The sequence below is a fragment of the Ramlibacter sp. genome (genome assembly GCF_036383835.1).
Classification (GTDB): domain Bacteria; phylum Pseudomonadota; class Gammaproteobacteria; order Burkholderiales; family Burkholderiaceae_C; genus Ramlibacter.
On the sequence record NZ_DASVNN010000144.1, the window covers coordinates 26,158 to 47,741 of the forward strand.

Consider the following 21,584-nt stretch of genomic DNA (forward strand, 5'->3'; position numbering starts at 1 on the left):
GGCGGTGGACGGCACATGGCAACACACCACCGTCTTGTTGAACGAAGCAGTCGACGCCCTCGTCACCAAGCCGGATGGAACTTACGTCGACGCGACCTTCGGTCGCGGCGGGCACTCGCGCCTGCTGCTGTCGCGGCTGGAACCGCAGGGGCGCCTGATCGCCTTCGACAAGGACCCGGAAGCGGTCGCGGTGGCGAATGCCATCGGAGACCGGCGTTTCGAAATCCGGCACGAGGGCTTCGCGGCGCTGCGGGAACTGGCGGGGGCGAGCATCACCGGGGTTCTGATGGACCTGGGCGTGAGCTCCCCGCAGATCGACGACCCGAAGAGGGGCTTCTCCTTTCGTTCCGACGGACCGCTGGACATGCGCATGGATCCCACGCGCGGGACCAGCGCCGCGGACTGGCTTGCCACCGCGTCGGTGGAGCAGATGACGGAGGTGATCCGTGACTATGGCGAAGAACGGTTTGCTTTTCAGGTTGCAAAGGCGATTGCAGCTCGCCGACAGGAGCGGGGCCCTCTTGCAAGCACCTCCGAACTGGCCCAGCTCGTGGCTGGTGCGGTCAAAACCCGCGAGCCGGGCCAGGACCCTGCTACGCGCACATTTCAGGCTCTTCGGATTTTCGTCAACGCCGAGCTTGAAGAGCTGCAGCAGGCGCTAGAGGCGAGCCTGAACGTGTTGCAGCCGCACGGCCGCCTGGTGGTGATCAGCTTCCATTCGCTGGAAGACCGGATCGTCAAGCAGTTCATCGCGAAGCATTCGCGCGATGAGGTGGACCGGCGCGCGCCGTTCGCGGCCCCCAAGCCGATGAAGCTCAAGGCGGTGGAACGCGTGAAGCCCACGGCGGAGGAAGTCGCGGCCAATCCGCGGGCGCGCAGCGCGATCATGCGCGTGGCCGAGAGGACGGAAGCGTGACCCGCCTGAACCTCGTCCTGCTCGTCGCCCTGCTCGCCAGTTCGCTGTACCTCGTGCGGGTGCAGTACGACTCGCGCCATCTCTACGCCGAGATCGAGCGCGCGCAGAACGAATTTCGCAAGCTGGAAATCGAGCACGAGCGGCTGCAGGTGGAAAAGCGCGCGCAGGCCACGCCCGCGCGGGTGGAGAAGCTCGCCCGCGAGCAGCTGCACATGCGCCCGGCCACGCCGGCGATCACGCAGTACGTCACGCTCAAGGGCGCGGCGGCGTCGCGGGAGGGGCAGCAGTGAGGAGCAGCAAGGCGGTCGCCTACACCTCCAGCCCGCTGCTGGCGAGCCGCACGCCGGTGTGGCGCAGCAAGTTCATCGTGGCCGGCATCGCCCTGGCCTTCGTGACGCTGGCAGGCCGCGCCGCCTGGGTGCAGGTGTTCGGCAACGACTTCTACCGCAAGCAGGGCGAGGTGCGCTTCGCGCGCACGCTGGAGCTGCCGGCCAACCGCGGCCGCATCTTCGACCGCAACGGCCTGCTGCTCGCCACCAGCGTGCCGGTGCCCAGCATCTGGGCGATCCCGGAGGACGTGGAGCGCGATCGCATGAAGCTGCAGCAGCTGGCGAAGCTGCTGCAGGTGCCGCAGTCCGAGCTGATGAAGAAGCTCGAGGAAGAGGACAAGAACTTCGTCTGGCTCAAGCGCCAGGTCGACGAGGCGACGGCGCGCCAGATCGCCTCGCTCGACATCAAGGGCGTGTACCAGCGCAAGGAATACCGCCGCCAGTATCCCGAAGGCGAGGCCGCGGCGCACGTCGTGGGCTTCACCAACGTGGAAGACAACGGCCAGGAAGGCATCGAGCTCGCGTTCAACAAGGAGCTCGCGGGACGCACCGGTTCGCGCCGCGTGATCAAGGACCGCCTCGGCCGGATCGTGGAAGACGTCGGCGAGCAGGTGCCGCCCGCGGAGGGCAGGGACCTGCAGCTGTCCATCGACAGCAAGGTGCAGTTCTTCGCCTGGCAGAAGCTGCGCGATGCCGTGGTGGACAACAAGGCCAAGGCGGGCAGCGTCGTGGTGCTGGACGTGCGCACCGGCGAAGTGCTGGCGCTGGCCAACTATCCGAGCTACCAGCCGGCCAACCGCCAGAACCTCACCGGCGCGCAGCTGCGCAACCGGGCGCTCACCGACACCTTCGAGCCGGGTTCGACGATGAAGCCCTTCATCGCGGCGCTGGCGCTGGAGAAAGGCTTCGTGAAGCCGACGACGGTGATCCAGACGGCGCCCGGACGCATCACGATCACCGGCTCCACCATCACCGACGCGCATCCGCACGGTCCGCTGACCGTGTCGGAAGTGATCCAGAAGTCCAGCAACGTCGGCACGGTCAAGATGGCGATGCAGATGGAGCCGCACGACATGTGGGAGATGTTCTCCCAGGTCGGGCTCGGCCAGCGTCCCCAGCTGCCGTTCCCGGGCGCCGTGAGCGGCAAGCTGCGCGCCTACAAGACCTGGAAGCCGATCGAGCAGGCCACCATGAGCTACGGCTACGGCCTGTCGGCGAGCCTGTTCCAGCTCGCGCGCGCCTACAGCGTGTTCGCGCGCGACGGCGAGCTGGTGCCCGTGACGCTGCTGAAGACCGACGCGCCCGCCGCGGGCGTGCGCGTGCTGCAGCCGCAGACCGCGCAGGCGGTCCGTCAGATGCTGCACCTGGTTACGCTCAACGGCGGCACCGCGCCGCGGGCGCAGACCATGGGCTACTCGGTGGGCGGCAAGACCGGCACCGCGCACAAGCAGGAAGGCAAGGGCTATGCGGACCGCAAGTACCGCGGCTTCTTCGTCGGCGTGGCGCCGATCGACAACCCGCGCATCGTCGTCGCGGTGATGATCGACGAACCCAGCGCCGGCAAGTATTTCGGCGGCGACGTCGCCGCCCCCGTGTTCAGTGCCACCGTGCAGCAGACGTTGCGGATGCTGGGCGTGCAGCCCGACATGAACGTCAAGCCGCAGATCGTGGTGAAAGCGGTGGAGGAGTCGTTCTGATGCTGGTGCTGCGCACTCCCCGGCAAGCCGCCGACTGGCTGCGCCAGCGCGGCGTGGCCGAGCTGCATTGCGACAGCCGCAAGGTGGGCGCGGGCGACGGCTTCATCGCCTGGCCCGGCGCCGCCACCGACGGCCGCAAGTTCGTGCCCGCGGCGCTGCAGCAGGGCGCGAAGGCCTGCATCGTCGAACACGCCGGCAGCGAAGCCTACGGTTTCGCGAACGATGCGGTCGCGGCCTACGAAGGTCTCAAGGCGGCGACCGGACCGATCGGCGCGCTGTTCTACGGCGAGCCCACGAAGCAGCTCGACGTGCTGGCCGTGACCGGCACCAACGGCAAGACGTCCACCGCGTGGTGGCTCGCGCAGGCGCTCACCCACCTGAAGCCGCCGGTGCCCTGCGGGATCGTCGGCACGCTGGGCATCGGCCGTCCGCCGCACGTGGAGCACACGGGCCTGACGACGCCCGACCCGGTACTGATGCAGCGCCACTTCCGCCGCTTCCTGCAGGAAGGCGCGAAGGCCTGCGCGATCGAGGCTTCGTCCATCGGCATCGTCGAGCGGCGCCTCGACGGCACGCGCATCCGCGTGGCGGGTTTCACCAACTTCACGCAGGACCACCTGGATTACCACGGCTCGATGGAGGCCTACTGGGACGCCAAGGAGGAACTCTTCCGCTGGCCGGGCCTGCAGGCCGCCGTGGTGAACGTGGACGACGAGAAGGGTGAACTGCTGGAAGACCGCCTGCAGGGCGGCGCGATCGACCTGTGGACCTACTCCTGCGTCCGCGATGCGCGCCTGCGTGCGCTGGAGATCGGCTACACGAGCGAGGGACTGCGCTTCCTCGTCGCCGAAGGCGGCGAGCGCCACGAACTGCGCACGAAGCTGATCGGGCAGTACAACGTGTCGAACCTGCTGGGCGTGGTCGGCATGATGCGCGCGATCGGCGTTCCGCTCGCCGCGGCGGTGGCCGCCTGCGCCGACCTGCTGCCGGTGCCGGGACGCATGGAGCGCCTGAACGAAGTCGGCAAGCCGCTGGTGGCCGTCGATTACGCCCACACCCCCGATGCGCTGGAGAAGGGCCTGCAGGCGCTGCGCGACCTCGCCGCGCAGCGCGGCGGCCAGCTGTGGTGCGTGTTCGGCTGCGGCGGCGACCGCGATGCGACCAAGCGGCCGCTGATGGCGGCCGTCGCCGAGAAGAACGCCGACCGCGTGGTGGTCACCAGCGACAACCCGCGCAGCGAGAAGCCCGAAGCCATCATCAGCCAGATCCTGCTGGGGCTGTCGCACCGCGACAGCGTCGAAGTACAGGCCGACCGTGCCCGCGCCATCGCGGAGACGGTGGCCGCCGCCGCGCCCGGCGACGTGATCCTGGTCGCAGGCAAGGGCCACGAGGACTACCAGGAGATCGCGGGCGTCAAGCACCCGTTCTCCGACCAGGCGCACGCGCTGGCGGCGCTGAGGAACCGAAAGTGAATTCGACGATGTTCGACCTGAGGCAGGCCGCCGACTGGATCGGCGGCCGGCTCGTGGGCGACGGCAGCGTGCGGGTGCAGCGCGTGCACAGCGACACGCGCACCCTGCAGGCCGGCGACCTGTTCGTGGCGTTGAAGGGCGAGCGCTTCGATGCCAACGATTTCCTGGCCGACGCCCGCGGCAAGGGCGCGGTCGCGGCGATCGCCCAGCCGGGCCGGCTGCCCGCCGGCATGCCCGGCATCGAAGTGGACGACAGCAAGCTGGCCCTCGGCAAGCTCGCCAACGCCTGGCGCCTGCAGTACCAGTTGCCGCTGATCGCGGTGACCGGCAGCAACGGCAAGACGACGGTGACGCAGATGATCGCGTCCATCCTCAAGGCCTGGCACCCGGAGGCGCACCTCGCGACGCAGGGCAACCTGAACAACGACATCGGCCTGCCGCTCACGCTGCTGCGCCTGCGCAAGTCGCACCAGGTCGGCGTGATCGAGCTGGGCATGAACCATCCCGGCGAGATCGGCTATCTCTCCGACATCGCGCAGCCGACCGTCGCCGTGGTGAACAACGCGCAGCGCGAGCACCAGGAATTCATGGCGACGGTGCAGGCCGTCGCCGAGGAAAACGGCAGCGTGTTCCGCGCGTTGCCCGCGGCCGGCGTGGCGGTGTTCCCCGCCGGCGACGCATTCACCATGCTTTGGACGGGGCTCGCCGATGCGCGCCCCTGCATGACTTTCGGCGACGCGGACGCCGACATCGTTCTGGCCGGGTCTGCATGGCAACAGGGGCATTGGCAGGTGAGGGCGGAGACGCCGGCCGGTCCGATGCAGTTCCGACTCCATATCGCCGGCCGCCACAACGTGCGCAACGCCCTTGCCGCCGCCGCCTGCGCGATCGCCGCGGGCGCGCCGCTGGCCGCGGTCGCGCGCGGGCTCGAGAGCTTCGAGCCGGTCAAGGGCCGTTCGCGCGCGCTCGCCGTGCAGCTCGGCAAGCGCACGCTGACTGTCATCGACGACAGCTACAACGCCAATCCGGACTCCGTGCGCGCGGCGGTCGACGTGCTCGCCGAACTGCCGGGTCCGCGCCTGCTGGTGCTGGGCGACATGGGCGAGGTGGGCAACCAGGGTCCCGCCTTCCACGCGGAAGTGGGCCAGTACGCGCGCGAGCGCCGCATCGAACAGCTGTTCACGCTGGGCGAGCAGGCCGCGGGCATGAAGGGCCGGCACTTCGCCGACATCGACGCGCTGAACGCGGCGGTGGTCGAAGCCCTGGACAAGACGGAAAGCGTGCTCGTGAAGGGCTCGCGCTTCATGAAGATGGAACGGGTGGTGGAAGCGATCGCCGCCCGCGCACAAGAACAAGAGAAGAAGGAGAGCCCCGATGCTCGTTAGCCTGGCCGGCTGGCTGCAAGGCCTCGGACCCGAGTTCGGTTTCCTGCGGGTGGTGCAGTACCTGACCTTTCGCGCGGTGATGGCCGCGATGACGGCGCTGCTCATCGGCATCATCCTGGGCCCGTGGGTGATCCGCCGCCTGACCGAACTGAAGATCGGCCAGCCGGTGCGCGAATACGCCATGCAGTCGCACCTGAAGAAGAGCGGCACGCCCACCATGGGCGGCGTGCTGATCCTGCTGGCCGTCGCGATCTCCACCGTCCTCTGGTTCGACTGGACCAACCGCTTCGTCTGGATCGTGATGCTGGTGACGCTGGGCTTCGGCGCGATCGGCTGGGTGGACGACTGGCGCAAGGTGGTCAACAAGGACCCCGAGGGCATGCGCTCGCGCGAGAAGTACTTCTGGCAGTCGGTGATCGGCCTGGTCGCCGCGCTGTACCTCGCGTTCAGCGTGTCGGAAACGACCAATGTGCGCGTCCTCGGCCTGTTCGTCGACTGGGTGCGTTCCGGCTTCGACATGAGCCTGCCGCCGAAAGCCAACCTGCTCATCCCGTTCTTCAAGGAGATCAGCTACCCGCTGGGCGTGTTCGGCTTCGTGATCATGACCTACCTGGTCATCGTCGGATCGAGCAACGCGGTGAACCTCACCGACGGCCTCGACGGCCTGGCGATCATGCCGGTGGTGATGGTGGGCTCGGCGCTGGGCGTGTTCGCCTACGTGACCGGCAACGCGAACTTTTCGAAGTACCTGCTGCTGCCGCACATCCCGGGTTCCGGCGAGCTGATGATCTTCTGCGCGGCGGTCGCCGGCGCGGGGCTCGCCTTCCTGTGGTTCAACGCGCACCCGGCCGAAGTGTTCATGGGCGACGTCGGCGCGCTGGCGCTCGGCGGCGCGCTCGGCACCATCGCCGTGATCGTTCGCCAGGAGATCGTGCTCGCGATCATGGGCGGCATCTTCGTGGTCGAGGCGCTGTCGGTGATGGCGCAGGTCATCTACTTCAAGTACACGAAGCGCCGCTACGGCGAGGGCCGCCGCATCCTGCTGATGGCGCCCCTGCACCACCATTTCGAGAAGACCGGCTGGAAGGAGACGCAGGTGGTGATCCGCTTCTGGATCATCACGATGCTGCTGTGCCTCATCGGCCTGTCCACCCTGAAGCTGCGGTGATGGAAGAACTGGACCAGCCCCTTCAACCCGAGCAGCCGCCCGAGGCGCAGCCCCAGGCGCCGGAGGTGCAACTGCCTCCCCCGCCGGCGCGCGTGCTGGTGCTGGGTTGCGGCATCTCGGGCGTGGCCATGGCGCGCTGGTGCGCCGGCCGCGGCTCGGAGGTGACCGTCGCCGACACGCGCGAGGAGCCCCCGCAGCTCGCGCTGCTGCGCGAACAGGTGCCGCAGGCGAAATTCGTCAGCGGCGAGTTTTCCGCTGCGCTGCTCGAGGGGCAGGAGCAGGTGCTGCGCAGCCCCGGCCTGACGCCGGCGCAAGTCGCGCCCGTGGCCGATGCGGCGCGCGCGCAGGGCATCCCGGTGCGCGGCGAGCTGAGCCTGTTCACCGAGGCGCTTGCAACGCTGCGCCAGGCCGACGGCTATCACCCCGCCGTGCTGGCCGTGACCGGCACCAACGGCAAGACGACCGTCACCTCGCTCACCGGCCAGCTGGTGGAGCGCGCCGGCCGCACGGTGGCCGTCGCCGGCAACATCGGCCCCAGCCTGCTGGACACGCTCGCGCAGAAGCGCGACGCCGGCGCGCTGCCGCAGGTGTGGGTGCTGGAGCTTTCGTCCTTCCAGCTGGAAGGCATAGCGGATTTCGAGCCGACGGCCGCCGCTGTGCTGAACATCAGCCAGGACCACCTGGACTGGCACGGCAGCATGGAGGCGTACGCGGGCGCGAAGGCGCGCATCTTCGGCAAGTCCGCGACCATGGTGCTGAATCGGGAAGACCCGGCCGTGATGCAGATGCTTCCGGCACCCGTGCGCCTGAAGGGCGGCAAATACGAGCAGCGCGAATACGTCACCTTCGGTGGCGACCTGCCGAAGCGCCCCGGCGATTTTGGCCTGGACATCGTCAACGACATGGCCTGGCTGGCGCGCGCGCACGAGGCCGATGAAACCGAGAAGCGCCGCAAGGACGCGGAAGAAGAGCTGTACATCCAGCGCCTGATGCCCGCCGACGCGCTGCGCATCCGCGGCCGCCACAACGCGATCAACGCGCTGTCGGCGCTCGCGCTGGCGAACGCCGCCGGCTGCCAGCTCGCGCCCATGCTGTACGGCCTGCGCGAGTACCGCGGCGAGCCGCACCGCGTGGAGCCGGTGGGCATCGTCAACGAGGTCGAGTACTTCGACGACAGCAAGGGCACCAACGTCGGCGCGACCGTCGCGGCCCTGCAGGGACTGGGCGCCGAGCGCAAGCTGGTCGTCATCCTGGGCGGCGACGGCAAGGGCCAGGACTTCTCTCCGCTCGCCGCGCCGGTGGCCAGGTTCGCGCGCGCCGTCGTCCTGATCGGCCGCGACGGCCCGCAGATCCGCGCGGTGCTCGAAGACACCGGCGTGCAGCTGGTGGACGCCGCGACGATGGAAGAAGCGGTGCGCGCCGCCACGCAGCGTTCGCACGCCGGCGACGCGGTGCTGATGTCGCCCGCCTGCGCCAGCTTCGACATGTTCCGCAACTATCCGCACCGCGCCGAGGTGTTCCGCGCCGCGGTGCAGGCCATCGCCGACGAGGCCGGCGCCATGGTGCAGGGAGGTGAGGCTTGAGTCTGAGCGCTGTCATTGCGGGCTTGACCCGCAATCCATTCAGCCGCGCAACGCGCGGCGCCTGGGTGCCGGGTCAAGCCCGGCATGACAATTCCAGGATCCACGCCTTCGATCCGGCGCTGCTGTGGCTCACCGTGGCGCTGCTCGCCTGGGGCCTGGTGATGGTGTATTCGGCATCCGTCGCACTGCCTGACAACCCGAAGTTCCAGCGCTACGCGCACACCTACTTCCTGACGCGGCATGCGCTGTTCCTCGCGCTGTCCTTCGTCGTCGGCCTGCTCGCCTTCCAGGTGAAGGTGGAGAGCTGGGAGCGCATCGCGCCCTGGTTGTTCGTGCTGTCGCTGCTGCTGCTGATCGTGGTGCTGGTCCCGCACGTGGGCAAGGGCGTCAACGGCGCGCGCCGCTGGATCGGCCTGGGTCCCATCTCCTTCCAGCCCTCCGAACTCGCCAAGTTCGCGGTGCTGCTCTACGCCGCCAACTACATGGTGCGCAAGATGGAGGTCAAGGAGCGTTTCTTCCGCGCGGTGCTGCCGATGGCTGCCGCGGTGGCGGTCGTGGGCGTGCTGCTGCTGGCCGAACCCGACATGGGCGCCTTCATGGTGATCGCCGTGATCGCGATGGGCATCCTGTTCCTGGGCGGCGTCAACGCGCGCATGTTCTTCCTGATCGCCGCGGTGATCGTGGTCGCGTTCATGCTGATGATCGCGTTCTCCGACTGGCGGCGCGACCGCATCTTCGCCTACCTCGATCCCTGGAGCGAGAAGTACGCGCTGGGCCGCGGCTACCAGCTGTCGCACTCGCTGATCGCGATCGGCCGCGGCGAGATCTTCGGCGTCGGCCTCGGCGGCAGCGTGGAGAAGCTGCACTGGCTGCCCGAGGCGCACACCGACTTCCTGCTGGCGGTGATCGGCGAGGAGTTCGGCCTGGTCGGCGTGATGACGCTGATCCTGGCCTTCCTCTGGATGACCCGCCGCATCATGCACATCGGCCGGCAGGCGATCGCGCTCGACCGCGTGTTCGCGGGCCTGGTGGCTCAGGGCGTCGGCATCTGGATGGGATTCCAGGCCTTCATCAACATGGGCGTGAACCTCGGCGCGCTGCCGACCAAGGGGCTCACGCTCCCCTTGATGTCCTACGGCGGTTCCGCCGTGATGATGAACGTGGTGGCGATCGCGGTGGTGCTGCGCATCGACTACGAGAACCGGGCGCTGATGCGTGGGGGCAGGCTATGACCGAGCGCACGGCACTCGTCATGGCCGGCGGCACCGGCGGCCACATCTTCCCGGGCCTCGCGGTGGCGGAAGCGCTGCGCGCGCGCGGCTGGCGCGTGCACTGGCTGGGCGCGCCCGACAGCATGGAAGCGCAGCTGGTGCCGCCGCGCGGCTTCCCGCTCGAGACCATCGATTTCGGTGGCGTGCGTGGCAAAGGCATCAAGACGCTGGTGTTCCTGCCGCTCAAGCTGCTGCGCGCCTTCTGGCAGAGCATCCAGGTGGTGCGCCGCGTGCGGCCCCAGGTGGTGGTGGGCCTCGGCGGCTACATCACTTTTCCGGCCGGCATGATGAGCGTGCTGCTCGGCAAGCCGTTGGTTCTGCACGAACAGAACTCGGTGGCCGGCATGGCCAACAGGGTGCTGTCCGGCGTGGCGGATCGCGTCTACAGCGCGTTCCCCCAGGTGCTGAAGAAGGCCGAGTGGGTGGGCAATCCGCTGCGCAAGCCCTTCCTGGAGCAAGCGCCGCCGGAAGCGCGCTTCCAGGACCGCAACGGCCCGCTGAAGGTGCTGGTGGTGGGCGGCAGCCTCGGGGCCCGTGGGCTCAACCAGGTCGTGCCCAAGGCGCTGGCGCTGATCCCGGAAGGCCAGCGCCCCTATGTGCTGCACCAGAGCGGCGCCAAGCAGATCGACGAACTGCGCAACTACTACCTCGATGCGGGCGTGCGCGCGGAGCTCACGCCCTTCATCGACGACACGGCCGGCGCCTTCGCCGAGGCCGACCTCGTGATCTGCCGCGCCGGTGCGAGCACGGTGACGGAGATCGCGGCCGTCGGCGCGCCGGCGCTGTTCGTTCCGTTCCCGTCCGCGGTCGACGATCACCAGACCACGAACGCGAAGTTCCTGGTGGACGCCGGCGGCGGCTGGCTGGTCCAGCAGAAGGACCTTACCCCCGAATCCCTGGCGGCCCTGCTGCAGAAGCTGGGCCGCGCCGAACTGCTGCAGAAGGCGGTGGCGGCCAAGAAGATGGAAAAGACCCAGGCGACCGAACAGGTGGTCGCCGCCTGCGAGGCCCTCGCACGATGAAACACGCGATCAAACACATCCACTTCGTAGGCATCGGGGGCGCCGGCATGTCCGGCATCGCCGAAGTCCTGCGCAACCTCGGCTACCTCATTTCCGGCTCCGACATCGCCGACAGCGCCACCACGCGCCGCCTGCAGGAAATCGGCATCCAGACCTTCATCGGCCACGCCGCCTCCAACGTGATCGGCGCCGATGCCGTGGTCACGTCGACGGCGGTGCAGCAGGACAACCCGGAAGTCGTCGCCGCGCGCAAGCGCAAGATCCCGATCGTGCCGCGCGCGGTGATGCTGGCCGAGCTGATGCGCCTGAAGCAGGGCATCGCCATCGCCGGCACGCACGGCAAGACGACGACCACCAGCCTGGTGGCGAGCATCCTGGCCGAGGGCGGCCTCGACCCGACCTTCGTGATCGGCGGCAAGCTGAATTCCGCCGGCGCCAATGCCAAGCTCGGTTCCGGCGACTACATCGTGGTGGAAGCGGACGAGTCCGACGCGTCCTTCCTGAACCTGTTGCCGGTGATGGCGGTGGTGACCAACATCGACGCCGACCACATGGACACCTACGGGCACGACTTCAACAACCTGAAGAAGGCCTTCCTCGAGTTCCTGCACCGCATGCCGTTCTACGGCACGGCCATCCTGTGCTCGGACGACGAGGCGGTGCGCTCGATCATCCCGCAGGTGCAGTGCCCGGTGACCACCTACGGCTTCAACGAGGATGCGCAGGTGCGCGCTGTGAACGTGCAGGCGGTCGGCCCGCAGATGCACTTCACGGTGCTGCGCCGCAACGGCATCACGCTGCCCGACATGCACGTGAAGCTCAATGCGGTGGGCATGCACAACGTGCTGAACGCGCTGTCGGCGATCGCGGTGGCGGTGGAACTGAACATCCCCGACGAGGCCGTGACGAAGGCGCTGGGCGAATTTCGCGGCGTCGGCCGCCGCTTCCAGAGCTACGGCGAAGTGCCGGTGCCGGCCGCGCAGGGCGGCGGCAAGTTCACGGTGATCGAGGACTACGGCCACCACCCGATGGAGATGAAGGCGACGCTCGCCGCCGCGCGCGGCGCCTTCCCGGGCCAGCGCATCGTGCTGGCCTTCCAGCCGCACCGCTACACGCGCACGCGCGACTGCTTCGAGGATTTCGTGAAGGTGCTGGGCAACGCCGACAGCGTGCTGCTCGCCGAGGTGTATTCCGCCGGCGAGGAACCGATCGTGGCCGCCGACAGCCGCTCGCTCGCGCGCGCGGTGCGCGTGGGCGGCAAGCTGGAGCCGCAGTTCGTGGGCGAGATCGACGCGATGCCGCAGGCGATCCTCGACACGGTGCGCGACGGCGACGTGGTGATGTGCATGGGCGCGGGCTCCATCGGTGGGGTGCCGGCGAAGCTCGTTGAGCTTGGAAGCGTTGAGCGTTCAGCGTTGAGCGTTCAGCGGGAGGGAACCAAATGACGCTCGACGCTCAACCCTCAACGCCCAACGTCAAGGACATGGGCAAGGTCGCCGTCCTGATGGGCGGCAAGTCGGCCGAACGCGAGGTGTCGCTGATGTCGGGCGCAGGCGTGCTGAAGGCGCTGCAGTCCAAGGGCGTCGACGCGCATGCCTTCGACCCGGCGGAGCGCGACCTGGTGGAGCTGAAGCGCAAGGGCTTCAAGCGCTGCTTCATCGCGCTGCACGGCCGCTTCGGCGAGGACGGCACGGTGCAGGGCGCGCTGGAACTGCTCGGCATCCCCTACACCGGCTCGGGCGTGCTGGCCTCCGCCATGTCGATCGACAAGGTGATGACCAAGCGCGTGTGGACCACCGAAGGCATCCCGACGCCGAAGTCCGCGGTGCTGCGCAAGGGCGAGTACGACGGCGCGCACCTCGACCAGGTGGTGCAGGACCTCGGCCTGCCGCTGATCGTGAAGCCGGCGCGCGAAGGCTCCTCCATCGGGCTGGGAAAGGTGCTCGCCGCCAAGGAGATGCAGGCAGCGGTCGACGCGGCCGCGGCGCTGGACCGCGACGTGCTGTGCGAGCAGTTCATCGCCGGCGACGAAGTGACCTGCCCGGTGCTCGGCACCGGCCCCGACGCGCGCGCGCTGCCGGTGATCCGCATCGTCGCCCCGGAAGGCAATTACGACTACCAGAACAAGTACTTCACCGACGACACCAAGTACCTGGTGCCCTGCGGCCTGCCGGAAGGCGAGGAGCAGGCGATCCAGGAACTGGTCGTGAAGGCCTACCGCGTGCTGGGCTGCCGCGGCTGGGGCCGCATCGACGTGATGATCGATGCGAAGACGCGCAAGCCCTACCTGCTGGAGATCAACACCTCGCCCGGCATGACCGGCCACTCGCTGGTGCCGATGTCCGCGCGCGCCTCCGGCATCAGCTACGAGGACCTGTGCCTGCAGCTGCTGGCTTCGGCGGTGCTGGACCAGGTGCAAGGAGCGACGAAGGCATGAAGCAAACGCTGCCGCTGCCGGTGGACGTCAGGCTGATGAACATCACCGCCACGGTGCTGTTCGCGGCCTGCGGCCTCGTGCTCGCGGCGGCGCTGGGCTGGTGGGCGCTGCGGCATCCGATCTTCGCGATCGGCGGGATCGTGGTGGAAGGCGAGGTGTCGCACAACAGCGCGGCGACCTTGCGCGCCAACGTGGCGCCGCGGCTGAAGGGCAACTTCTTCACCGTGGACCTGCAGCAGGCGCGCGAGGCCTTCCAGGCCGTGCCCTGGGTGCGCACGGCGGTGGTGCGGCGGCAGTTCCCGAACAAGCTGCGCGTGCAGCTGCAGGAACACCAGGCCGAGGCGATGTGGGGCGCCGATTCGGAATCGCGGCTGGTGAACACCCACGGCGAGGTGTTCGACGCCAATCCGGGCGACGTGGAGCAGGACGAGATGCCGCGGCTGGTCGGGCCCGAAGGCACGGCGATCGACGTGCTGGCGATGTACCGCTCGCTCAAGCCGCTGCTGGAAAAGCTCGACTTGAACCTGGAGCAGGTGGCGCTGACGGGACGCGGCGGCTGGACGCTGCACCTGGACAGCGGCGCGACGGTGGAATTGGGGCGCGGCTCGATGGAGGAAGTGCTGGCACGCGGCCGGCGCTTCGCGGCCACGCTCGCGCAGGTGACGGCGAAATACGGGCGCCGGCCGGAAGCGCTGGTGACCGCGGACCTGCGGCACGCGGACGGCTATGCGGTGAAGCTGAGGGGCGTCGCCACCACGGACGTGGCGGCGAAGAGGAACTGAGGAAACAACGAGGATGGCCAAGGACTACAAGGATCTCGTCGTCGGACTGGACATCGGCACGGCCAAGGTGATGGCGGTGGTGGCCGAGGTCATGCCGGGCGGCGAACTCAAGCTCGCGGGGCTGGGCGTTTCGCCTTCCAATGGCTTGAAGCGCGGCGTCGTCGTGAACATCGACGCGACGGTCCAGAGCATCCAGCAGGCGCTCAAGGAAGCCGAGCTGATGGCCGACTGCAAGATCACGCGCGTGTACACCGGCATCACCGGCAGCCACATCCGCGGGATCAACTCCAGCGGCATGGTGGCGGTGAAGGACCGCGAGGTGACGCCCACCGACGTGGCGCGCGTCGTCGAGACGGCGCGCGCGATCAACATCTCCACCGACCAGCGCCTGCTGCTGGTGGAGCCGCAGGAATTCGTGATCGACGGCCAGGACGTGAAGGAGCCGATCGGCATGAGCGGCATCCGCCTGGAAGCCAAGGTGCACATCGTCACCGGCGCCCAGAGCGCGGCCGAGAACATCATCAAGTGCGTGCGCCGCTGCGGGCTCGAAGTGGAGCAGCTGCTGCTGAATCCGCTCGCCTCCAGCCAGGCCGTTCTGTCCGACGACGAGAAGGAACTGGGCGTGGCGCTGGTGGACATCGGCGCCGGCACCACCGACGTCGCGATCTTCACCGGCGGCGCGATCCGCCACACGGCGGTGATCCCGATCGCCGGCGACCTGATCACCAGCGACATCGCGATGGCGCTGCGCACCCCGACCAAGGACGCCGAGGACATCAAGGTGGAGTCGGGCTACGCCAAGCAGCTGCTGGCCGACCCCGACACGCAAGTCGAAGTGCCGGGCCTGGGCGACCGCGGTCCGCGCATGCTGTCCAAGCAGGCGCTCGCCGGCGTGATCGAGCCGCGGGTGGAAGAGATCTTCTCGCTGGTGCAGCAGGTGGTGCGCGAGTCGGGCTTCGAGGAAGTGCTGTCGTCCGGCATCGTGATCACCGGCGGCAGCGCGGTGATGCCCGGGATGGTGGAACTGGGCGAGGACATCTTCCTGAAGCCGGTGCGCCGCGGCATCCCGCGCCACATCGGCGTGCTGTCGGACATGGTGGCGCAGCCGCGCGCCGCCACGGTGATGGGCCTGCTCGAGGAGGCGCGCCTGGCGCGCGTGCGCGGGCAGAAAGTGGCGATGCAGCACGGGTCGGTGAAGACCGCGTTCGGGCGCCTGAAGGATTTCATCGTGGGGAATTTCTGAAGTGAACCCCCGCAACTTGTGGCTGGCGCGAGGGAGTCCACCTCGCAGAAAGGAGCGAAGTCGGTGCACCGATCCACCGTTCCCCCGTTGAAGGACGCACACAAGAACAGATTCGCAAGTGGCAACTGCAGAAAGTTAGGAGTATCCGAATGAGCATCGAAATGATCGAAGTCGAGGAGTTCCACCAGGGCACGCAGATCAAGGTGATCGGCGTCGGCGGTGGCGGCGGCAACGCGGTGGAGCACATGATCCAGCGCAGCGTGCAGGGCGTGGAGTTCATCTGCGCCAACACCGACGCGCAGGCGCTGTCGCGCAACCCGGCGCACAAGCACATCCAGCTGGGTGGCAGCGGGCTGGGCGCGGGCAGCAAGCCGGAGAAGGGCCGCGAGTGCGCGGAAGCCGCGATCGAGGACATCCGCGAGGCGATCCAGGGCGCGCACATGCTGTTCATCACGGCCGGCATGGGCGGCGGCACCGGCACCGGCGCGGCGCCGGTGATCGCGCGCGTGGCCAAGGAGATGGGCATCCTGACCGTCGGCGTGGTGACCAAGCCCTTCGACTGGGAAGGCGGCCGCCGCATGACCAACGCCGACAACGGCCTGTCCGAGCTGGAAGCCAACGTCGATTCGCTGATCGTGGTGCTGAACGAGAAGCTGCTCGACGTGCTGGGCGACGACATCACCCAGGACGAGGCCTTCGCGCACGCCAACGACGTGCTGAAGAACGCCGTGGGCGGCATCGCGGAAATCATCAACGTGCCGGGCCACGTGAACGTGGACTTCGAGGACGTGCGCACGGTGATGGGCGAGCCCGGCAAGGCGATGATGGGCACGGCCCTGGCCAACGGCCCGGACCGCGCGCGCATCGCCGCGGAACAGGCGGTGGCCTGCCCGCTGCTGGAAGGCATCGACCTCTCGGGCGCCAAGGGCGTGCTGGTCCTGATCAGCGCGGCCAAGGGCAGCCTGAAGCTGGCCGAGTCCAAGATGGCGATGAACACGATCCGTGCCTACGCCTCGCCGGACGCGCACGTGATCTACGGCACGGCCTACGACGACGACCTGGGCGACGCGGTCCGCGTGACCGTGGTGGCCACCGGCCTGTCGCGCCAGGGCCAGCAGCGCCGCACGGCGCCCCCGCTGCAGGTGCTGCGCACCGGCACCGACAACGTGCCGCTGCACGTGCCGACGATCCACACCGCGGTGGGCGGCCCGGGCGCGATCGTCACCCGCGAAATGCAGGCGTCCGGCGTCTCGGCGCCCCAGCAGCCGGACTACGGCGGCCTCGCCGTGCCCAGCGTGTGGCGCACCAACCGCACGCAGGCGGCGGCCAAGGTCGACGCGCTCTCGAGCGGCGGCATGGACGACTTCGAGATCCCGGCCTTCCTGCGCAAGCAAGCCGACTGAGCCTCCCTGCCCCCTCCCCCTCCGGGGGAGGGTTGGGGTGGGGGCGCTCCGGCCTCCGCAGTCGCAGCAGCGCAACGGGTCCGCTCGGCCGGTTGCGCTTTTACGCGCGCTTCATAGCTGCTTGACACGGGACGGGGAGGCTGAGGGAATGGGCTGGCTCTATCGGGGACATGGGGAAATGCAACGGGGCGGGAATGCCGGCGCCTCTAGAATCGGCGTCATGGTCCGGCAACGCACGCTCAAAACCCTCACCAAGGCCGTCGGCGTGGGTCTCCACGGCGGCCAGCGGGTGGAGCTCACCCTGCGTCCGGCACCGCCGGACACGGGCATCGTGTTCCGCCGAGTCGACCTCCCCGTGCCGGTGGACATCCCGGTGTCCGCGCAATCCGTCACGGACACGCGGCTCGCATCGACCATTTCCAACGGCGGCGCCAAGGTCCACACGGTCGAACACCTGATGTCGGCCTGCGCCGGCCTCGGCGTCGACAACCTCTACGTGGACATCACCGCGGAGGAGGTCCCGATCCTCGACGGCTCCTCGGCCTCCTTCGTCTTCCTGCTGCAAAGCGCCGGCATTGAATTGCAGAACGCGCCGCGCCGCTTCATCCGCGTACGCCGTCCGGTGGAAATCCGTGAAGGCGAGGGCGAGAACCTCAAGTGGGCGCGGCTGGAGCCGTACCACGGCTACAAGCTGGGCTTCGAGATCGATTTCGCGCACCGCGCCATCGATTCGACGGGCCAGCGCTATGAATTCGACCTCGGCGCCGGCCAGTACTCGCGCGACATCGCGCGCGCCCGCACCTTCGGCTTCACCAAGGACGTCGAGATGATGCGCTCGCGCGGCCTGGGCCTGGGCGCCGGCATGGACAACGCGATCGTGATGGACGACTACCGCGTGCTGAACGCCGGCGGCCTGCGCTACGACGACGAGTTCGTGAAGCACAAGATCCTCGACGCGATGGGCGACCTGTACCTGATCGGCAAGCCGCTGCTGGCCGCCTACAGTGCCTTCCGTTCCGGCCACGCCCTGAACAACAAGCTGATCCGCGCGCTGCTCGCGGACCAGGACGCCTTCGAGGTGGTCAGCTTCGGCGACGAACGCCAGGCCCCCGTCGGCTTCGCGCAGCCCGCCCGCGCCTGGTAAGGCGCCACCATGGCCCTGGTCCGCGGGATCGTCCTGCTGCTGCTGCTCGTGGCGGCCGTGAGCTTTGCGTTCTATGCGGCGACGGGACAGCCGAAGTACAAGCGATTCGGCCTGGTGATCCTGAAATGGACGCTGCTGGCGGTGTTCGGATTCTTCGCGGTGCTGGTCGTGCAGCGGCTGGCGAGTTGAGTTTTTGTCATCCCAGCGGATGTGTTTCTTCGTCATCCCCGCGCAGGCGGGGACCCAGGGCTTTTTGTCTTTGAAGCGGCTGCGCCGCTTTTTTTCCGCTTCGTCGCATCGCGCCGGCTGCCAGCCCCCATGCGGGCGGGGCCGGAGTCGCGCTGGCATGGCGTCCTTCGCGCCTGCGGCGCTTCGGCAAACCTGCGAGAACCGGGCAGGCGGCCCGCGCGACCGAACTCGCTGCGTGTTTGCCCGCGCGCGGTCAAACACTCCGCTCAGACACCGGTGTCGCGAGTCGGAAACGTACGCGCGGCTCGATACGCGCTACGCGCTCTCGTAGCCGCGCTGGGCCGCCTGCCCGGTCCTCGCAGGCGCCATGCCTTGATGCGCGATCCCGGCCCCGCCCGCACGGGGGCTGGCAGCAGGGCAGGGCGGTGGTGCATTGTTTGTTGCCACTGCCATCGTTCGCGCGATCGCCGTAGGGTGGGCAAGCTTCGCTTGCCCACCGTTTCCCGCGCGCCGCCATGGTGGGCAAGCAAAGCTCGCCCACCCTACGGGGGACGACGCAGCACGGTCAAACCACCCGCCCGGTCTTGTACGCCCCGGTATTCCGCCGCGCCACGCCGCCCGCTTCCTGAAGCCTCGCCGTCGCGATCGCCGCGTGCGCATGCGTGATCGCGAGGCCCAGGGCATCGGCGGCGTCTTTCCCCGGCAAGCCCGGCAATTGCAGCAGCCGCTTGACCATCTGCTGCACCTCCGCCTTCGCGGCCCGGCCGGTGCCCGCCACCGCCTGCTTCATCTGCATGGGCGTGTACTCCGCCACTGCGAGGTTGCACGAGACCAGCGCCGTCACGCAGGCGCCGCGCGCCTGTCCGAGCAACAAGGTGGACTGCGGGTTGACGTTGACGAACACGATCTCGATCGCCGCCGCATCGGGGTGGTAGCGCGTGCGCAGTTCGCCGATGCCGTCGTACAGCACCTTCAGCCGCGCCGGCAGGTCGCCTCGCTCCAGGTGGGTGGTGGTGATGGTGCCGCTCGCCACGTAGCGCAGCGTCTGGCCTTCCGCATCGATCACGCCGAAGCCGGTGGTCTGCAGCCCGGGGTCGATGCCGAGGATGCGCATCAAGGAAGTTCCGCGTCGCGCATGCGCGCAACGATGGTGTGCGCGCGGCCGGCGAGATAGCCGGAGCCCGGCGTCTTCTCGAAGCGCTTGGGCTGCGGCAGCATCACCGCGAGCCGCGCCGCTTCGTAGGCGGAGAGGCGGCTGGCGGGCTTGCGGAAGTAGTGTTGCGCGGCGGCTTCGGCGCCGAACACGCCTTCGCCCCATTCCACGTTGTTCAGGTAGATCTCGAGGATGCGCTGCTTGGTCAGCGCGTTCTCCAGCGCGAAGGTCAGCACGATCTCCTGGCCCTTGCGCAGCAGGGTGCGCTCGCCGGACAGCAGCAGGTTCTTGGCGAGCTGCTGCGTGATGGTCGATCCGCCCACGATCTTCGGCGGCCTGGCACGCGAGGGCGCCAGCTGCGCGCGCCTGGCGGCGAATTCTTCCGCCTTGGCATTGCGGGCCCAGGCCTTTTCCAGCGCGTCCCAGTCCACGCCGTCGTGGTTGGCGAAGCTGCCGTCCTCCGACGCGATCACCGCGCGCTTGAGGTTGTCCGAAATGCGCTCGTACGGCACCCACTGCTGGCGCCAGCGCAGGCGGTCGCGTTCGGTGGCGATGCGCCAGGCTTCCGAGCGCTGGAAGGTGGTCGACTCCGGATCGATCACCGCCATCGCCGCGATGCGGCCAACGAAAAACAGCTGCAGCCCCACGAAGGCGATGATCGCCAGCGCGATCCAGCGCAGCACCGCCTTCACCGCGCGAGCTCCTGGCGCAGTTCGGCCAGCACCTGCCGCGAGGGCGGGCGCATGCCGCGCCAGAACTGGAAGGCCTCGGCGGCCTGTTCGACCAGCATGCCCAGGCCGTCGCGGCCCACGGCGCCGTGCTCGCTCGCCCATTGCAGGAAGGGCTGGGCGGCCGGGCCGTACATCATGTCGCAGGCCAGGGTCCCGGGCTTCAGCACCCCGGCGCCCACCGGGACGCCACCGCCGGCAAGGCTGCTCGCCGTGCCGTTGATGACCACGTCGAACTGCCCGCGCACCGCGTGCAGCGCGCAGGCCTGCAGGTCGGCATGGGTGTCGTTGGCCAGCATGGCGTGACTTTGCACCAGCGCCTGCGCTTTCTCCAGCGTCCGGTTCGCCACCACGATGCGGCGAGGGCGGGCTTCCAGCAGCGGGCCCAGCACGCCGGCGGCGGCGCCGCCCGCGCCCAGCAGCAGCAGGTCGCGGCCGCCCAGCGAGACGCCGGCGTTTTGCTGCAGGTCGGCCACCAGGCCGATGCCGTCTGTGTTCTCGCCGTGGATGCCGTCGGCCTCGAAGCGCAGCACGTTGCAGGCGCCGGCAAGGTTCGTCCGGGCGCTGCGGAAATTCGCCAGCCGCGCGGCATCGAACTTGAAAGGCACCGTGACGTTGCAGCCCTTGCCGCCTTCGGCCCGGAAGGCGCGCACGCCTTCGACGAAGCCGTCCATCGGCACCAGGCGCTTGCCGTACTCCACCGGCTCGCCGGTGAGGACGGCGAAGCGGGCGTGGATCCACGGCGACTTGCTGTGTTCCACGGGATTTCCCATGACGCAGTAACGGTCCACGGCGGTGTTCTTCAGCGGCTGGTGAGCCTGGTTTCCAGCGTGTCGTCGCGCGTGAACTTGAAGCGCGAGACCACCACGATCTGGTCGGCCTTGCGGCGCATCCGGTCGTTGAACTTGCCGAAGGGGCCGGCGCTGCGCGCGATGCTGGCGGCGCGGCGGTCCAGCACCTTGCTGCCGGAGGTCTCGACGACCTCGGTTTCGAGCACGCGGCCGTCGAAATTGACGGTGACGATCATGGTCAGCTCGCCATACAGCTTGCGGCCGGCGAGTTCCGGGAAGTGCGTGGTGCCGCGCTCCTCGATCTTGCGGCGCAGGCCGTCGTAGTAGCCGGCGTAGACCTCTTCGCGCGTCGACGGGCTGATGTAGCGCTTCTTCGGCCGCGCGTTCTCCTCGTTGATCCGCTTCTCGATCTCCGCGAGGATCTTCATCAGGTGCCGGCGCTTCTCCTCCTGCGCGGCCACCTGCGGGTCGCGCTTGGCCATCCTGGGATCGGCCGGCGGCATGGCCGCCAGCGTCCGCTTGATCTGGGCGAGCATGAGCATCTGCTGCTCCTGCATCTCCTCGATCTCCTTCTTCTGCGTCTCCTCGGCGGAGTCGCCGATGCTGGAGAGCGCCGAAGGCGGCAGGGGCGAGGTGGCGCGGCCCTTTTCGGCCTCGCCGCCGCCGGCGAGCGAGCGCTGGGCGATCGCCTGCGGCTTGTCGACCTTCTCGCTGGCGTGGGCGTTGACCAGCACCACTTCCAGCGGCGTGTCCTCGAACACGCGGTTGAAGGCTTCGGGGTCCACGAGGCGGACGAACAGCACCCCCGCGTGCACGGCGACGGACACGCCCAGCGCGATGTGCAGGGTGCTGAGGGACTTCAGGTTCACTA

General features: G+C 68.8%; 20 protein-coding genes. 16 read left to right on the plus strand and 4 right to left on the minus strand.

Annotation, left to right across the window (positions count from 1 at the left end; genetic code table 11):
- Positions 1–4 precede the first annotated feature (4 nt).
- The 16 genes from rsmH (at position 5) to VF522_RS22510 (ending at position 18,041) form a co-directional block, all read left to right on the plus strand.
- Complete coding sequence (rsmH, locus tag VF522_RS22435; RefSeq protein ID WP_330910553.1) at positions 5–916, plus strand: 16S rRNA (cytosine(1402)-N(4))-methyltransferase RsmH; 912 nt, start codon at positions 5–7, stop codon at positions 914–916.
- Positions 913–1,206 carry a cell division protein FtsL gene (ftsL, locus tag VF522_RS22440; protein ID WP_330910554.1) on the plus strand — a complete coding sequence of 98 codons (294 nt, stop codon included), beginning with the start codon at positions 913–915 and terminating at the stop codon, positions 1,204–1,206. Before rsmH ends, ftsL begins: the two co-directional genes overlap by 4 nt.
- Complete coding sequence (locus tag VF522_RS22445; protein WP_330910555.1) at positions 1,203–2,942, plus strand: penicillin-binding protein 2; 1,740 nt, start codon at positions 1,203–1,205, stop codon at positions 2,940–2,942. Before ftsL ends, VF522_RS22445 begins: the two co-directional genes overlap by 4 nt.
- The gene (locus tag VF522_RS22450; RefSeq protein ID WP_330910556.1) at positions 2,942–4,414 is read left to right on the plus strand and encodes a UDP-N-acetylmuramoyl-L-alanyl-D-glutamate--2,6-diaminopimelate ligase; all 1,473 of its coding nucleotides are present in this window, start codon (positions 2,942–2,944) and stop codon (positions 4,412–4,414) included. Before VF522_RS22445 ends, VF522_RS22450 begins: the two co-directional genes overlap by 1 nt.
- Positions 4,415–4,422: 8 nt before the next feature.
- Positions 4,423–5,799 (plus strand): UDP-N-acetylmuramoyl-tripeptide--D-alanyl-D-alanine ligase, encoded by a 1,377-nt coding sequence (locus VF522_RS22455; RefSeq protein WP_330910583.1) that lies wholly within the window; start codon positions 4,423–4,425, stop codon positions 5,797–5,799.
- On the plus strand, positions 5,789–6,967 hold the full coding sequence (mraY, locus tag VF522_RS22460; protein ID WP_330910557.1) for a phospho-N-acetylmuramoyl-pentapeptide-transferase: 1,179 nt from the start codon (positions 5,789–5,791) through the stop codon (positions 6,965–6,967). Before VF522_RS22455 ends, mraY begins: the two co-directional genes overlap by 11 nt.
- Complete coding sequence (gene murD / locus VF522_RS22465; protein WP_330910558.1) at positions 6,967–8,550, plus strand: UDP-N-acetylmuramoyl-L-alanine--D-glutamate ligase; 1,584 nt, start codon at positions 6,967–6,969, stop codon at positions 8,548–8,550. The genes mraY and murD overlap by 1 nt, the downstream gene beginning before the upstream one ends.
- A gap of 65 nt (positions 8,551–8,615) precedes the next feature.
- A complete protein-coding gene (ftsW, locus tag VF522_RS22470) occupies positions 8,616–9,782 on the plus strand; it encodes a putative lipid II flippase FtsW (RefSeq protein WP_330910584.1) in 1,167 nt (388 codons plus the stop codon).
- Positions 9,779–10,843, plus strand: a complete 1,065-nt coding sequence (gene murG / locus VF522_RS22475) for an undecaprenyldiphospho-muramoylpentapeptide beta-N-acetylglucosaminyltransferase (RefSeq protein ID WP_330910559.1) — start codon at positions 9,779–9,781, stop codon at positions 10,841–10,843. Before ftsW ends, murG begins: the two co-directional genes overlap by 4 nt.
- The gene (gene murC / locus VF522_RS22480) at positions 10,840–12,288 is read left to right on the plus strand and encodes a UDP-N-acetylmuramate--L-alanine ligase (protein ID WP_330910560.1); all 1,449 of its coding nucleotides are present in this window, start codon (positions 10,840–10,842) and stop codon (positions 12,286–12,288) included. The genes murG and murC overlap by 4 nt, the downstream gene beginning before the upstream one ends.
- On the plus strand, positions 12,285–13,280 hold the full coding sequence (locus VF522_RS22485; RefSeq protein ID WP_330910561.1) for a D-alanine--D-alanine ligase: 996 nt from the start codon (positions 12,285–12,287) through the stop codon (positions 13,278–13,280). Before murC ends, VF522_RS22485 begins: the two co-directional genes overlap by 4 nt.
- Positions 13,277–14,062, plus strand: coding sequence for a cell division protein FtsQ/DivIB (locus tag VF522_RS22490; RefSeq protein WP_330910562.1), 786 nt, complete (start codon positions 13,277–13,279; stop codon positions 14,060–14,062). The genes VF522_RS22485 and VF522_RS22490 overlap by 4 nt, the downstream gene beginning before the upstream one ends.
- 13 nt (positions 14,063–14,075) lie before the next feature.
- Positions 14,076–15,305, plus strand: a complete 1,230-nt coding sequence (gene ftsA / locus VF522_RS22495; protein ID WP_330910563.1) for a cell division protein FtsA — start codon at positions 14,076–14,078, stop codon at positions 15,303–15,305.
- A gap of 149 nt (positions 15,306–15,454) precedes the next feature.
- Positions 15,455–16,708, plus strand: a complete 1,254-nt coding sequence (ftsZ, locus tag VF522_RS22500; RefSeq protein WP_330910564.1) for a cell division protein FtsZ — start codon at positions 15,455–15,457, stop codon at positions 16,706–16,708.
- A 220-nt stretch (positions 16,709–16,928) separates the two neighbouring features.
- A complete protein-coding gene (lpxC, locus tag VF522_RS22505; RefSeq protein WP_330910565.1) occupies positions 16,929–17,852 on the plus strand; it encodes a UDP-3-O-acyl-N-acetylglucosamine deacetylase in 924 nt (307 codons plus the stop codon).
- A gap of 9 nt (positions 17,853–17,861) precedes the next feature.
- Positions 17,862–18,041: a hypothetical protein gene (locus tag VF522_RS22510; RefSeq protein WP_330910566.1), complete on the plus strand. Its 180-nt coding sequence runs from the start codon at positions 17,862–17,864 to the stop codon at positions 18,039–18,041.
- A 565-nt stretch (positions 18,042–18,606) separates the two neighbouring features.
- Here the strand turns inward: VF522_RS22510 and ruvC are convergent.
- Genes ruvC through VF522_RS22530 form a run of 4 tightly spaced genes read right to left on the minus strand, consistent with a single transcriptional unit; the run spans position 18,607 to position 21,576 of the window.
- Positions 18,607–19,155, minus strand: coding sequence for a crossover junction endodeoxyribonuclease RuvC (gene ruvC, locus VF522_RS22515; RefSeq protein WP_330910585.1), 549 nt, complete (start codon positions 19,153–19,155; stop codon positions 18,607–18,609).
- Entirely contained in the window at positions 19,155–19,886 is a 732-nt protein-coding gene (gene mtgA, locus VF522_RS22520) for a monofunctional biosynthetic peptidoglycan transglycosylase (RefSeq protein ID WP_330910567.1), read from the minus strand. The genes ruvC and mtgA overlap by 1 nt, the downstream gene beginning before the upstream one ends.
- Positions 19,883–20,695, minus strand: coding sequence for a shikimate dehydrogenase (aroE, locus tag VF522_RS22525; protein ID WP_414709574.1), 813 nt, complete (start codon positions 20,693–20,695; stop codon positions 19,883–19,885). Before aroE ends, mtgA begins: the two co-directional genes overlap by 4 nt.
- A 29-nt stretch (positions 20,696–20,724) precedes the next feature.
- A complete protein-coding gene (locus VF522_RS22530) occupies positions 20,725–21,576 on the minus strand; it encodes an energy transducer TonB (RefSeq protein WP_330910587.1) in 852 nt (283 codons plus the stop codon).
- Positions 21,577–21,584 lie beyond the last annotated feature (8 nt).